This is a genomic window from Streptomyces tateyamensis (genome assembly GCF_003205575.1).
GTDB classification, from domain to species: domain Bacteria; phylum Actinomycetota; class Actinomycetes; order Streptomycetales; family Streptomycetaceae; genus Kitasatospora; species Kitasatospora tateyamensis.
In genome coordinates, this window is the sequence record NZ_PYBW01000074.1 from 74,555 (window position 1) to 87,598 (window position 13,044).

10 protein-coding genes are annotated in these 13,044 nt (G+C 73.5%); all 10 read left to right on the forward strand.

Annotated elements, in window-relative coordinates; translation table 11 throughout:
• The first annotated feature begins 10 nt into the window (after positions 1-10).
• The 10 genes from C7C46_RS20305 (at position 11) to C7C46_RS20350 (ending at position 13,015) form a co-directional block, all read left to right on the forward strand.
• Entirely contained in the window at positions 11-1,939 is a 1,929-nt protein-coding gene (locus C7C46_RS20305) for a TIGR03960 family B12-binding radical SAM protein (protein WP_110671300.1), read from the forward strand.
• Positions 1,940-2,086: 147 nt separating this feature from the next.
• Entirely contained in the window at positions 2,087-2,890 is an 804-nt protein-coding gene (locus C7C46_RS20310; protein ID WP_110671301.1) for a TIGR03936 family radical SAM-associated protein, read from the forward strand.
• A gap of 381 nt (positions 2,891-3,271) precedes the next feature.
• Entirely contained in the window at positions 3,272-6,814 is a 3,543-nt protein-coding gene (locus C7C46_RS20315) for an Rne/Rng family ribonuclease (protein ID WP_181442433.1), read from the forward strand.
• A gap of 232 nt (positions 6,815-7,046) precedes the next feature.
• Entirely contained in the window at positions 7,047-7,361 is a 315-nt protein-coding gene (rplU, locus tag C7C46_RS20320; RefSeq protein ID WP_110671302.1) for a 50S ribosomal protein L21, read from the forward strand.
• A gap of 16 nt (positions 7,362-7,377) precedes the next feature.
• A complete protein-coding gene (gene rpmA, locus C7C46_RS20325) occupies positions 7,378-7,635 on the forward strand; it encodes a 50S ribosomal protein L27 (protein ID WP_030309712.1) in 258 nt (85 codons plus the stop codon).
• Between the two features lie 97 nt (positions 7,636-7,732).
• A complete protein-coding gene (gene obgE, locus C7C46_RS20330) occupies positions 7,733-9,208 on the forward strand; it encodes a GTPase ObgE (protein WP_110671303.1) in 1,476 nt (491 codons plus the stop codon).
• 135 nt (positions 9,209-9,343) lie between these two features.
• On the forward strand, positions 9,344-10,480 hold the full coding sequence (gene proB / locus C7C46_RS20335) for a glutamate 5-kinase (RefSeq protein WP_110671304.1): 1,137 nt from the start codon (positions 9,344-9,346) through the stop codon (positions 10,478-10,480).
• Positions 10,481-10,526: 46 nt separating this feature from the next.
• Positions 10,527-10,973: a hypothetical protein gene (locus C7C46_RS20340; RefSeq protein WP_110671305.1), complete on the forward strand. Its 447-nt coding sequence runs from the start codon at positions 10,527-10,529 to the stop codon at positions 10,971-10,973.
• 70 nt (positions 10,974-11,043) lie between these two features.
• A complete protein-coding gene (locus C7C46_RS20345; RefSeq protein ID WP_110671306.1) occupies positions 11,044-12,345 on the forward strand; it encodes a glutamate-5-semialdehyde dehydrogenase in 1,302 nt (433 codons plus the stop codon).
• 85 nt (positions 12,346-12,430) lie between these two features.
• Positions 12,431-13,015: an SCO2584 family spore wall biosynthesis protein gene (locus C7C46_RS20350; RefSeq protein WP_110671307.1), complete on the forward strand. Its 585-nt coding sequence runs from the start codon at positions 12,431-12,433 to the stop codon at positions 13,013-13,015.
• Positions 13,016-13,044 lie beyond the last annotated feature (29 nt).

Genomic DNA, 13,044 nt, shown 5'->3' on the forward strand with positions numbered 1-13,044 from the left:
GTTACGCCGCATGCCGATCGAGTCGGTCTTCCCACGCCTGGAGGCCCTCCTCCCGCACGTCCAGAAGCCGATCCAGTACGTCGGCGGCGAGCTCAACTCGACCGTCAAGGAGTGGGACTCCTGCGACGTCCGCTGGGCGCTCATGTACCCGGACGCGTACGAGGTCGGGCTGCCCAACCAGGGCGTCATGATCCTCTACGAGGTGCTGAACGAGCGCGAGGGCGTGCTGGCCGAGCGGACGTACAGCGTCTGGCCGGACCTGGAGAAGCTGATGCGCGAGCACGGCGTGCCCCAGTTCACGGTTGACGCGCACCGCCCGGTGAAGGCCTTCGACGTCTTCGGCCTCTCCTTCTCGACCGAACTCGGCTACACCAACATGCTGGCCGCCCTCGACCTCGCGGGCATCCCGCTGTCCGCGGCGGAGCGCACCGACGAGGACCCGATCGTGCTGGCCGGCGGCCACGCCGCGTTCAACCCCGAGCCGATCGCCGACTTCGTCGACTGCGCCGTGGTGGGCGACGGCGAGCAGGCCGTGCTGGACATCACCGAGATCGTCCGGGCCTGGAAGGCCGAGGGCCGTCCCGGCGGCCGCCACGAGCTGCTGCTGCGCCTGGCCCGCACCGGCGGCGTCTACGTGCCCCGGTTCTACGACGTGGAGTACCTGGCCGACGGCCGGATCGGCCGCGTGGTGCCCAACGCCCCCGGCGTGCCGTGGCGGGTCGCCAAGCACACCGTGATGGACCTGGACGAGTGGCCCTACCCCAAGCAGCCCCTGGTGCCGCTGGCCGAGACGGTGCACGAGCGGATGTCGGTGGAGATCTTCCGCGGCTGCACCCGCGGCTGCCGGTTCTGCCAGGCGGGCATGATCACCCGTCCGGTGCGCGAGCGCAGCATCACCGGCATCGGTGAGATGGTCGAGCGCGGGCTGAAGGCCACCGGCTTCGAGGAGGTCGGCCTGCTCTCGCTGTCCAGCGCCGACCACACCGAGATCGCCGACCTGACCAAGGGCCTGGCCGACCGGTACACCGACGACAAGATCGGCCTGTCGCTGCCCTCCACCCGGGTCGACGCCTTCAACATCGACCTGGCCAACGAGCTGACCCGCAACGGCCGCCGGTCCGGGCTCACCTTCGCCCCCGAGGGCGGCTCGGAGCGGATCCGCAAGGTGATCAACAAGATGGTCTCCGAGGAGGACCTGATCCGCACCGTCGGGGCCGCCTACGGCAACGGCTGGCGCCAGGTCAAGCTGTACTTCATGTGCGGCCTGCCCACCGAGACCGACGAGGACGTGCTGCAGATCGCCGAGATGGCGAAGAACGTCATCGCCAAGGGCCGCGAGGTCACCGGGACCAACGACATCCGCTGCACGGTCTCGATCGGCGGCTTCGTGCCCAAGCCGCACACCCCCTTCCAGTGGGCCCCGCAGCTGGGCGCCGAGGAGACCGACGCCCGGCTGGCCAAGCTGCGCGACGCGATCCGCGGCGACCGCAAGTACGGCAAGAACATCGGCTTCCGCTACCACGACGGCAAGCCCGGCATCGTGGAGGGCCTGCTCTCCCGCGGCGACCGCCGGATCGGCGCCGTCATCCGGGCGGTCTACGAGGACGGCGGCCGGTTCGACGGCTGGCGCGAGCACTTCTCCTTCGACCGCTGGATGGACTCCGCCGACAAGGCGCTGGCCGGCACCGGCGTGGACGTGGCCTGGTACACCACCCGCGAGCGCTCCTACGAGGAGGTGCTGCCCTGGGACCACCTGGACAGCGGCCTCGACAAGGACTGGCTCTGGGAGGACTGGCAGGACGCGCTGGAGGAGGTCGAGGTCGACGACTGCCGCTGGACCCCGTGCTTCGACTGCGGCGTCTGCCCGCAGATGGACACGCAGATCCAGATCGGCCCCACCGGCCAGAAGCTGCTGCCGCTGAGCGTGGTCAACAAGTAGCCCGTCGGGACGCGCCCGCCCGGGTGGCGGGCGCGTACCCTTGCACCTTGACAGAGTTCGGTGACCGAGTCCCGGACCAGGTATCTCACGAAGGACTGAGCGACCCTGGCACGCCGCACGCCCGACGGTCCGCCTCCCGCGCCGACGGTGCAGCGCATCCGACTGCGCTACACCAAGCGGGGCCGTCTGCGCTTCACCAGCCACCGTGACTTCCAGCGCGCCTTCGAGCGGGCGCTGCGCCGCTCCGCCGTCCCGATGGCCTACTCGGCCGGGTTCACCCCGCACCCGAAGGTCTCGTACGCGAACGCCGCGCCCACCGGGGTGGCCAGCGAGGCCGAGTACCTGGAGATCGGCCTGGCCGACTTCCGGGACCCGCAGGAGCTGCGGGCCCAGTTGGACGCCTCGCTGCCGACCGGTCTGGACGTGGTGGACGCCGTCGAGGTGCGCACGCCGAACTTCGTCGAGCGGCTCGAGGCCTCCCTCTGGGAGCTGCGGCTGCCGCAGGTCGGCGCCGAGCAGGCGGCCCGGGCGGTCGAGCTGTTCCTGGCGGCCGACGAGGCCCAGGTGGAACGGCAGACGAAGAACGGGCTACGGATTTTCGACGCGCGCGGGGCGGTGGCCCGGCTGGAAGCGGTTGCGGCCCAGGCCGGAGTTGGTCCGGTCGGGGAATCCGCAGCCACCTCCGATGTTCGTACCGGTCAAGCCTGTGCGATACTGCGCCTGGTAGTACGACACGCCACACCCGCCGTACGACCAGACGACGTCTTGTCCGGTCTCCGTGCGACGGCCGACCTGGCGCTGCCGGTCCCCGCTGAGGTGACCAGGCTGGCGCAGGGGCCGCTCGACGAGGAGTCCGGCACGGTGACCGACCCGCTGGCGCTCGACCGCGCTGCGGCCCCGGCCGTCCCATCGGAGACGGCCGTAGAGCCGCAGGCCGCAGCGTCCGCCTAGCGGGCGGAGGCGAGAGCCGGACTAACCACCCGGCTCTACGCCCTCCGGGGTTCCCGCAGCTCCCCAGGGGAGCGAGCGCCGTCGCGCACTGGCCGTTTCCCCGTGCCGCCCTCTGGGCCGGCCGGGCCCGCCCCGGGAGCCACCCTGGGTTGTGGGGCTGCGCAGCTTGGGAAAACCTGAGAACACTGGTCAGACCAGAAGACTTTTCGACACCCCGCACCTGCGGGGCGCCGAGCGAGACTACGAGCCCCTGTGCGGCTTCGCGTCCGCGCGGCGGCACCGTGGAGAGTCGGCCTGGGCGCGGGAGCGCCTCCGGCCGACCACCGGTGCCCGGCCGTGCCCGGATGCGCAGCCCGGGGGCCTGACGGGAGATCCACCCGCATGCCTGATAACGAAATGAACGATTCGCAGCAGACCGGCGAGGCCGCGGCGCCGCGCCGACGGCGCCGCGCGGTCTCCCGCCCGGCCGGTTCCCCGGAGGGGGCCCCGGCCACGGCGGAGACCGTGATCCCGGCGGCCGAGGAGGCCGCTGCCCCCGCTGCTGCCGAGCCGGTGGCCGAGGAGGCCCCGGTCGAGAAGCCGGTGCGGGCCCGCCGCACCCGCAAGCGCGCCGAGGCGCCCGCCGGCGCCCCGGCGGCCGAGGAGGCAGCTGCCGCTGCTGCCCCCGCCGCCATTGCCCCCGCCGCCGAGCCGGTGGCCGAGGAAGCGCCGGTCGAGAAGCCGGTGCGGGCCCGCCGCGCCCGCAAGCGCGCCGAGGCGCCCGCCGGTCCGCCGGCCGCGGTCGAGGAGACCCCGGTGGCGGCCGAGGAGGCCGCTGCCCCCGCTGCTGCCGAGCCGGTGGCCGAGGAGGCCCCGGTCGAGAAGCCGGTGCGGGCCCGCCGCGCCCGCAAGCGGGTCGAGGCGCCCGCCGCCAGCCCGGTGGTCGAGGAGCCGGTGGCCGAGGCCGCCGAGGAGCCCGCCGCCGAGGTCGAGGAGGAGGCCGAGGAGGCCGTCGCCGAGACCGCGCCGGAGCCCGTCGCCGCGCCGGAGCACCCCGAAGGCCACCGGGTCCGCCGCCGTGCGGTCCGCCCGGCCACCGCGATCTTCCAGGCTCCGGTCTTCCAGGAGCCCGCCGCCTTCGTCGCCCCGGCCGCGCAGGCCCCGGCTGCGGCGCCGGCCCCCGCGAAGGCACAGGCCCCTGCCAAGGCACAGGCCCCCGCGAAGGCTCCGGCCAAGGCCCCGGCGCCGGCCAGGGCTGCCGCCGCCGAGCCGGTGGCGCCCGCCCCGGGCGAGGAGGACGAGTTCGAGTACAGCGGCGTCGGCCGCCGTCGCCGGGTCGGCCGGGCGGCCGTCCGGGTGACGCCGCCGTCGGGCCGCCGGGGCGCGTCGAAGGCCGTCGCCGAGGTGGTGAAGCCGGTCGCCGAGCCGAAGCCCGTGGTCGAGCCGAAGCTCGTCGCCGAGGCGCCGGTCGATGCCGCGCCGAGCGCCGGCCCGGAGCAGGACGGCGACTGGGAGGAGGACGGTCGTCCGTCCTCGCGCCGTCGCCGCCGCGGTGGCCGTCGCCGCCGCCGGGGCGAGAGCGAGGAGCTGGAGGCCGAGGTCCAGCTGACCGAGGAGACCGGCGAGCCGCTCGCCGTCAAGCCGGCCGAGCTGGACGAGGACGAGGACGGCGAGGACGAGGAGGGCGACGACGAGCTGGCCACCGGCCTGGCCTCCTCCCGCCGTCGCCGTCGCCGGCGCCGCCGCAGCGGTGAGGGTGCGGCCGAGAGCACCGAGCCCACCGAGGACGGTGTCCGCACGGTCGTGAAGGTGCGCGAGCCGCGCCGCCGCTCCAGCGAGCCCTCCTTCGACCCGGACGAGGTGCAGTCCATCAAGGGCTCCACCCGACTGGAGGCGAAGAAGCAGCGCCGCCGCGAGGGCCGCGAGTTGGGCCGCCGCCGGGTGCCGATCATCACCGAGGCCGAGTTCCTGGCCCGCCGCGAGTCGGTCGAGCGGGTCATGGTGGTCCGTCAGAACGGCCTGCGCACCCAGATCGGCGTCCTGGAGGACGGCGTCCTGGTCGAGCACTACGTCAACAAGGAGCAGGCCACCTCCTACGTCGGCAACGTCTACCTGGGCAAGGTCCAGAACGTGCTGCCGTCGATGGAGGCCGCCTTCGTCGACATCGGCAAGGGCCGCAACGCGGTGCTGTACGCCGGTGAGGTGAACTTCGGTCAGCTCGGCCACAGCGGTCCGCGCCGGATCGAGTCGGTGCTGAAGTCGGGTCAGTCCGTGCTGGTGCAGGTCTCCAAGGACCCGATCGGCCACAAGGGCGCCCGACTGACCAGCCAGATCTCGCTGCCCGGCCGCTACCTGGTCTACGTGCCCGAGGGCTCGATGACCGGCATCAGCCGCAAGCTCCCGGAGAACGAGCGGGCCCGGCTCAAGCAGATCCTGAAGAAGATCGTGCCGGACGACGCGGGCGTCATCGTGCGCACCGCGGCCGAGGGCGCCAGCGAGGACGAGCTCACCCGCGACGTGCAGCGACTGCAGGCGCAGTGGGAGGAGATCCAGAAGAAGGCGGCCTCCGGCAACGCGCCGACCCTGCTGTACGGCGAGCCGGACATGACCGTCCGGGTGGTCCGCGACATCTTCAACGAGGACTTCACCAAGGTCATCGTCTCCGGCGGCGAGGCGTGGAACACCATCCACGAGTACGTCTCCTCGGTCGCCCCGGACCTGACCGAGCGTCTGCAGCGCTGGACCAGCGACGTGGACGTGTTCGCCACCTACCGGATCGACGAGCAGCTGATGAAGGCGCTGGACCGCAAGGTCTGGCTGCCCAGCGGCGGCTCGCTGGTGATCGACCGGACCGAGGCGATGGTCGTGGTCGACGTCAACACCGGCAAGTTCGTCGGCCAGGGCGGCAACCTCGAGGAGACCGTCACCCGCAACAACATCGAGGCGGCCGAGGAGATCGTGCGCCAGCTGCGGCTGCGCGACCTCGGCGGCATCATCGTGATCGACTTCATCGACATGGTCCTGGAGTCCAACCGCGACCTGGTGCTGCGCCGCCTGCTGGAGTGCCTGGGCCGGGACCGGACCAAGCACCAGGTGGCCGAGGTCACCTCGCTGGGCCTGGTGCAGATGACCCGCAAGCGGGTCGGCCAGGGCCTGCTGGAGTCCTTCTCCGAGCCCTGCGTGCACTGCAACGGTCGTGGCGTCATCGTCCACATGGAGCAGCCAGGTTCGGCGGGCGGCGGTGGCGGCCCGGTGGGCACCGCCGGCGAGGCCGCGGGCTCGAGCAAGCGGCGCCGTCGCGGCAAGGGCGGCGCGGGGTCGGAGGAGGCCGCACCGGTCGCCGTCGAGCCGAGCGAGCACGAGCACGAGGACGAGGAGTTCGAGCTGGTCAGCACGGCCGAACTGGCCGAGGACGAGCTCGCGGTCGAGCCGGTCGAGCAGCCCGGCCGGCCGGAGCCGGTCGCCGAGCCGGTGGCCGAGCCCGCCGTCGTCGAGGCGCCCGCGCCGGCCGCCCGGACCCGCCGCCGCGCGGTCCGCAAGGCCACCGCCCCCGCGGGCGCGCCGGGCCAGGCCGAGATCGTGGTCCTGCAGTCGCGCGCCGAGGCCGTGGTGGAGGCCGCCCTGGCCGCCGCTGCCGCGCCGGAGGTGACCGAGGCGCCGGAGCAGGCCGTCGGCACCGGGGCCCAGGCCGAGGAGACCGCTGCCGAGGCCCCGACTGCCGAGCAGCCGGTCGCCGAGGAGGCCGCGGTCGAGGAGTCCGCCGCCGACGAGGAGGCACCGGCCCCGAAGAAGCGCGCCGCCCGCAAGACGGCCGCGAAGAAGACCACCGCCGCGAAGAAGACCACGGCGGCCAAGAAGACCACCGCCCGCAAGACCGCTACCAAGCGGACCAGCGCGGCGGCCAAGAAGGCGGCTGCCGCCGAAGGTGAGTCGGCAGCGGAGTGAGCCCGACGGGGGCGGCAGGGGATTCGTGATCCCCTGCCGCCCCCGTCGAGCGGTCCGGTTTGCCCAGGAGGCGGCCGGTCCGTATTCTTGACCCTCGGCGTGTCTACGCCACGCTCCCGAGCACCTCACCTCTCGGAACCCCCGCAAGGGGAATCCGGGGGAGGCCTCTTGTGTCCATACCCAGGTGGCTGGCATCGGAGAGTTCCGAACCGAGTTGGAAAGCAGGTACCGCATGTACGCGATCGTTCGCGCCGGCGGCCGCCAGCACAAGGTCGCCGTTGGCGACGTGCTGGAGATCGACCGTGTCGACGTCAAGCCGGGTGACTCGGTGGAGTTCTCGACCATCCTGGTCGTCGACGGTGACGCTGTCACCTCCGACCCGTGGGTCCTCGACGGCGTGAAGGTCCACGCCGAGGTCGTCGACCACACCAAGGGTGAGAAGATCGTCATCCTCCGCTACAAGAACAAGACCGGCTACCGTCGGCGCCAGGGCCACCGCCAGCGCCACACCGCCGTCCGCATCACGAGCATCGACTCCGCGAAGTAAGTAAGGGGACAGCGAGATGGCACACAAGAAGGGCGCAAGCTCTACCCGCAACGGTCGTGACTCGAACGCTCAGCGCCTCGGCGTGAAGCGCTTCGGCGGCCAGGTCGTCAGCGCCGGCGAGATCCTCGTCCGCCAGCGCGGTACCCACTTCCACCCGGGTGCGGGCGTCGGTCGCGGTGGCGACGACACCCTGTTCGCGCTGACCGCCGGTGCGGTCCAGTTCGGCACCCGTCGCGGCCGCAAGGTCGTCAACATCGTGGCCGTCGAGGCCTGATCCGGCGCTTCCGCTGGATCCCATGCAGGGTGGATCGGGTTTCTCCGGTCCACCCTGCGTGTTTTCAATCACCCCCTCGCCTCTGGAGGCACCGCTCATGACCACCTTCGTGGACCGCGTCGAACTGCATGTCGCCGCGGGTAACGGAGGCCACGGCTGCGCCTCCGTACACCGGGAGAAGTTCAAGCCGCTCGGCGGCCCGGACGGCGGCAACGGCGGCGAGGGCGGCAGCGTCACCCTGGTGGTGGACGCCAACGTGACCACCCTGCTCGAGTACCACCACTCGCCCAAGCGCAAGGCCGGCAACGGCAAGCCGGGCGCGGGCGGCAACCGCACCGGCGCGACCGGCGAGGACATCGTGCTGCCGGTGCCGGACGGCACCGTGGTGCTGGACAAGAAGGGCAACGTGCTCGCCGACCTGGTCGGCCACGGCACCACCTTCATCGCCGCGGCCGGCGGTCGCGGCGGCCTGGGCAACGCGGCGCTGGCCTCGGCCCGCCGCAAGGCCCCCGGCTTCGCGCTGCTGGGCGAGCCGGGCGAGGCCCGGGACATCGTGATGGAGCTCAAGTCGGTGGCCGACGTGGCTCTGGTGGGCTACCCGAGCGCCGGCAAGTCCTCGCTGATCGCGGTGCTCTCCGCGGCCCGCCCCAAGATCGCCGACTACCCGTTCACCACCCTGGTGCCCAACCTGGGCGTGGTCACCGCCGGCGAGACCGTCTACACGGTCGCCGACGTGCCCGGCCTGATCCCGGGCGCCAGCCAGGGCAAGGGCCTGGGGCTGGAGTTCCTGCGCCACGTGGAGCGGTGCAGCGTGCTGGTGCACGTGCTGGACAGCGCCACCCTGGAGCCGGGCCGCGACCCGCTCACCGACCTGGAGGCGATCGAGACCGAGCTGTCCCAGTACGGCGGGCTGGAGGACCGGCCGCGGATCGTCGCGCTGAACAAGGTGGACGTGCCGGACGGCCAGGACATCGCCGACCTGACCCGGGCCTCGCTGGAGGAGCGGGGCTACCGGGTGTTCGAGGTCTCCGCCGCCTCCCGCAAGGGCCTGCGCGAGCTGAGCTACGCGATGGCCGGCATCGTGGCCGAGGCCCGGGCCGCCAAGCCGGTGCAGGAGTCGACCCGGATCGTGCTGCGCCCGACCGCGGTGGACGACGCCGGCTTCACGGTCACCGAGGAGGACGGCGCCTACCGGGTGCGCGGCACCAAGCCGGAGCGCTGGGTGCGCCAGACCGACTTCAGCAACGACGAGGCGGTCGGCTACCTGGCCGACCGGCTGGCCCGCCTCGGTGTCGAGGACCAGCTGTGGAAGGCCGGCGCCCATGAGGGTGACACGGTCATCATCGGCCCCGACGAGAACGCGGTCGTCTTCGACTGGGAGCCGACCATGGCGGCCGGCGCCGAGATGCTCGGCCGTCGTGGCGAGGACCACCGCTTCGAGACCCCGCGCCCGGCCGTCGACCGCCGGCGCGACAAGCTGAAGGGCCGCGACGCCGCCGAGGCCGAGTACCTGGCCTTCGAGGCGCTCTCCAGCAGCCGCCCGGCCGAACTCGGCGAGGACGAGGACGAGTAGTCCGTCCGACCGCCCCCGGGGCCGGTCCGGCTGGACCGGGGCCGGTCCCAGGCGGTGAAACACGATGTGGTGCGGCCCGGTTCATCGCGTAGATTGCGCGGGGGACCGGGCCGCACCAGCATGAGGGACAGGGCGATGAGCGAGCAGACACTGCGTCAGGACGTACTGGCGGCCCGCCGGATCGTGGTCAAGGTCGGTTCCTCCTCGCTCACCACCGCGGCCGGCGGGCTGGACGCCGACCGGGTCGACGCCCTGGTGGACGCACTGGCCAAGCGGCTCGGCGAGCCGGACGCGCCGGAGATCGTGCTGGTCTCCTCCGGCGCCATCGCGGCCGGCCTGTCCCCGCTGGGCCTGGCCAAGCGCCCCACCGACCTGGCCCGCCAGCAGGCCGCCGCCAGCGTCGGCCAGGGCCTGCTGGTGGCCCGGTACACCGCCTCGTTCGCCCGCTACGGCCGCCGGGTCGGCCAGGTGCTGCTGACCGCCGAGGACGCCAGCCGGCGCGCGCACTACCGCAACGCCTACCGGACCCTGGACCAGCTGCTGGCGATGGGCGCGGTCCCGGTCGTCAACGAGAACGACACGGTGGCCACCGCCGAAATCAGGTTCGGTGACAACGACCGGCTGGCCGCGCTGGTCGCCCACCTGGTCCGGGCCGACCTGCTGGTCCTGCTCTCCGACGTGGACGGGCTCTACGACGGCGACCCCAGCAAGCCGGGCACCCGCCGGATCGACGAGGTGCGCGGTCCGCAGGACCTGGCGGGCATCGAGATCGGCAGCGCCGGCCGGGCCGGGGTCGGCACCGGCGGCATGGTGACCAAGGTCGAGGCGGCCAGGATCGCCACCGGCGCGGGGATCCCGGTGGTGCTCACCGCCGCCCGGCACGCCGCCGACGCGCTGGCGGGGCGCGCGACCGGCACGCTGTTCACCCGCACCGGCTCGCGCACCGCCGACCGGCTGCTCTGGCTGGCGCACGCCTCCAGCCCGCGCGGCGCGCTGCACCTGGACGAGGGAGCGGTGCGCGCCGTGGTGGAGGGCGGCAAGTCGCTGCTGCCGGCCGGTGTCACCAAGGTGGACGGCGAGTTCACGGCGGGCGATCCGGTGGACCTTCTTGCCGAAAACGGCCACATCGTGGCCCGTGGACTGGTCAACTTTGATGCGAGGGAGTTGCCGCGCCTGCTGGGCCGGTCGACGCGGGAGCTGGCCCAGGAGCTCGGTGCCGCCTACGAGCGCGAGGTCATCCACCGGGACGACCTGGTGGTGCTGCGCGGCTGACGGTCCGTCGGGCCCGGCACAGGCCAGCGTCGAACAGGAGGCCGCGGTGGGACCCAGGCGCGACCAAGCGCTGCCCGGGGTGGGCGAGCAGCAGGCGGGGGCGGTGGTCCGCCCGCTCTTCCCGGCGAGTACCCCGGCCGAGGAGCCGGAGGCCGGGCGGCTGTGGCACGTGGTGCTCAGCCTGGCCGGCGAGGTGACCCCGCTGCCGGTGCTGCGGGCCGGGTTGGAGCGGCTGGCGCACGACCACTCCTTCTTCCTTACCGCCCGGTACGCCGCCGACCACGCCGAGCTCCGCTACTGGGAGCAGGCCCGCGACCTGCACGACGCGGCCGCCATCGCGCTGCGGCTGTGGGGCGAGCACAAGGCCACCGCCCAGCTGCCGCCCTGGGAGATCGTCGGGCTGGAGGTGGTGGACCGGGCCACCTACCACCACCGGGTGGCCGAGGGGTTCGGCGAGCCGACCGGACAGCTCGGCGGCGTGCACCCGTACTGACCGGCACCGGGACGTCTCAGCCGGTGGTATCCGCGCCGACCCGGCCCGAGCAGTCGATACCCTTCAGGGCATGACCACTGACAGCCCCGTCCTCGCCACCGCGCGGCGCGCCCGTACGGCCGCCGCCGCACTCGCCCCGCTGCCGCGCTCGGCCAAGGACGCCGCGCTGTCGGCCATTGCCGACGCGCTGACCGCCCGCGCCGCCGAGCTCACCGCGGCCAACGCCGAGGACGTGGCCCGTGCCCGCGAGGCCGGCACCGCCGAGTCGGTGGTCGACCGGCTGACGCTGACCGAGGAGCGGATCGCGGCGATCGCCGCCGACGTGCGCCGGGTCGCCGGCCTGCCCGACCCGGTGGGCGAGGTGATCCGCGGCTACACCCTGCCGAACGGGCTGGACGTGCGTCAGGTCCGGGTCCCGCTGGGCGTAGTGGGCATCATCTACGAGGCCCGGCCCAACGTGACGGTGGATGCCGCCGCGCTCTGCCTCAAGTCCGGCAACGCGGTGCTGCTGCGCGGCTCCGCCTCCGCCTACCGCTCCAACACCGCGCTGGTGGCCGTGGTGCGCGACGCGGTGGCGAGCGCCGGCCTGCCGGCCGACGCGGTCCAGCTGGTGCCGGGGGAGGGCCGCGAGTCGGTCACCGAGCTGATGCGGGCCCGCGGCCTGGTGGACGTGCTGATCCCGCGCGGCGGCGCCTCGCTGATCAGGACCGTGGTGGAGGGCTCCACCGTGCCGGTGATCGAGACCGGCACCGGCAACTGCCACGTCTACGTGGACGCGCACACCGACCTGGCGATGGCGGTCGGCATCCTGCTCAACTCCAAGGCGCAGCGGGTCAGCGTCTGCAACGCGGCCGAGACGCTGCTGGTGCACCAGGACGTCGCCGAGGAGTTCCTGCCGCTCGCGCTGGCCGCCCTGGCCGAGGCCGGGGTCACCGTGCACGGCGACGAGAGGGTGGTCAAGCTCGCCGCGGGCTCGGCCGCCACCGTGGTGCCGGCCACCGACGAGGACTGGGGCGCGGAGTACCTCTCGCTGGACCTGGCCGCCGCCGTGGTGCCCTCGCTGGAGGCAGCGGTGGAGCACATCCGGCAGTGGTCCTCCGGCCACACCGAGGCGATCGTGACCACCTCGCAGGCGGCGGCCCGGCGGTTCACCCAACTGGTCGACGCCACCACGGTGGCGGTCAACGCCTCGACCCGGTTCACCGACGGGGGTGAGTTCGGTTTCGGCGCCGAGATCGGCATCTCCACCCAGAAGCTGCACGCCCGCGGCCCGATGGGCCTGCCGGAGCTGACCTCCACCAAGTACATCGTCACTGGTGACGGTCACGTGCGCGGTGCCGCGACGCCGACCGTGGGCGGCCGAGCGGAGTAACCGCGGCAGCCGCGAGCCAACACCACGTCAGCCCAAGTGCCGGGAGCCACAGACAAATCGCGCCCCCGGTAATACGCTGAACGACGTGGCTGAGGATGAGGGGGGCTCGCCGTACTCCGACGGCGACGACCACGGTGCAGCGGACGACGAGTTCGCCACCGTGGTCCTTGACGAGGCGTTCGTCCGCTCCGCCGCGGTGCACGAGCCGAGTGCCAGGGAGCGTCAGCTCGCCGCAGCGGAAGCCCGCAGCGAGCTCGAACCCGGCTCGCCGGCCTGGGCCAGGGAGCCGGGCGGCGACCACTACGAGGGCGTGCCGCTGGAGCTGCGCCCGCACCCGCTCGGGCTCGAGGACGACCGGATCTACACCGACCCCTGGGTCGGCGCCCCCGGCCGCCGGCGTCGCGCGGTGCGCTGGCCCGGCTACGCCACCCGGACCGACTGCACGGGCCGCCAGGTCGCCCAGCAGCGCTGGCACCGGCCGCTGGCCTGGGTGCTGGTGATCGTGATGGGCGTCAGCCTGGTGGCCGTGGCGGTGGCCGCGGTCTACCGCGGCGGCGGTGGGCTGCCCGGCCGCCAGCCGGCCGTGGGTACCAGCGGACCGGCCTCGCCGGCCCCCACCGGGGTGCATGCCTACCCGGCCGGCCTGCCGGTGCTGCAACCGGCCGGATGAGGTCTGCCCGCGGGCAGGAAAGCCGCTTC

What these genes read in the sequence shown, in the direction of transcription:
- obgE (WP_110671303.1), top strand. Translation starts at nt 7,733, where the DNA reads ATGACCACCTTCGTGGACCGCGTCGAACTGCATGTCGCCGCGGGTAAC.
- rplU (WP_110671302.1), top strand. Translation starts at nt 7,047, where the DNA reads ATGTACGCGATCGTTCGCGCCGGCGGCCGCCAGCACAAGGTCGCCGTT.
- C7C46_RS20305 (WP_110671300.1), top strand. Translation starts at nt 11, where the DNA reads ATGCCGATCGAGTCGGTCTTCCCACGCCTGGAGGCCCTCCTCCCGCAC.
- proB (WP_110671304.1), top strand. Translation starts at nt 9,344, where the DNA reads ATGAGCGAGCAGACACTGCGTCAGGACGTACTGGCGGCCCGCCGGATC.
- C7C46_RS20315 (WP_181442433.1), top strand. Translation starts at nt 3,272, where the DNA reads ATGCCTGATAACGAAATGAACGATTCGCAGCAGACCGGCGAGGCCGCG.
- rpmA (WP_030309712.1), top strand. Translation starts at nt 7,378, where the DNA reads ATGGCACACAAGAAGGGCGCAAGCTCTACCCGCAACGGTCGTGACTCG.
- C7C46_RS20345 (WP_110671306.1), top strand. Translation starts at nt 11,044, where the DNA reads ATGACCACTGACAGCCCCGTCCTCGCCACCGCGCGGCGCGCCCGTACG.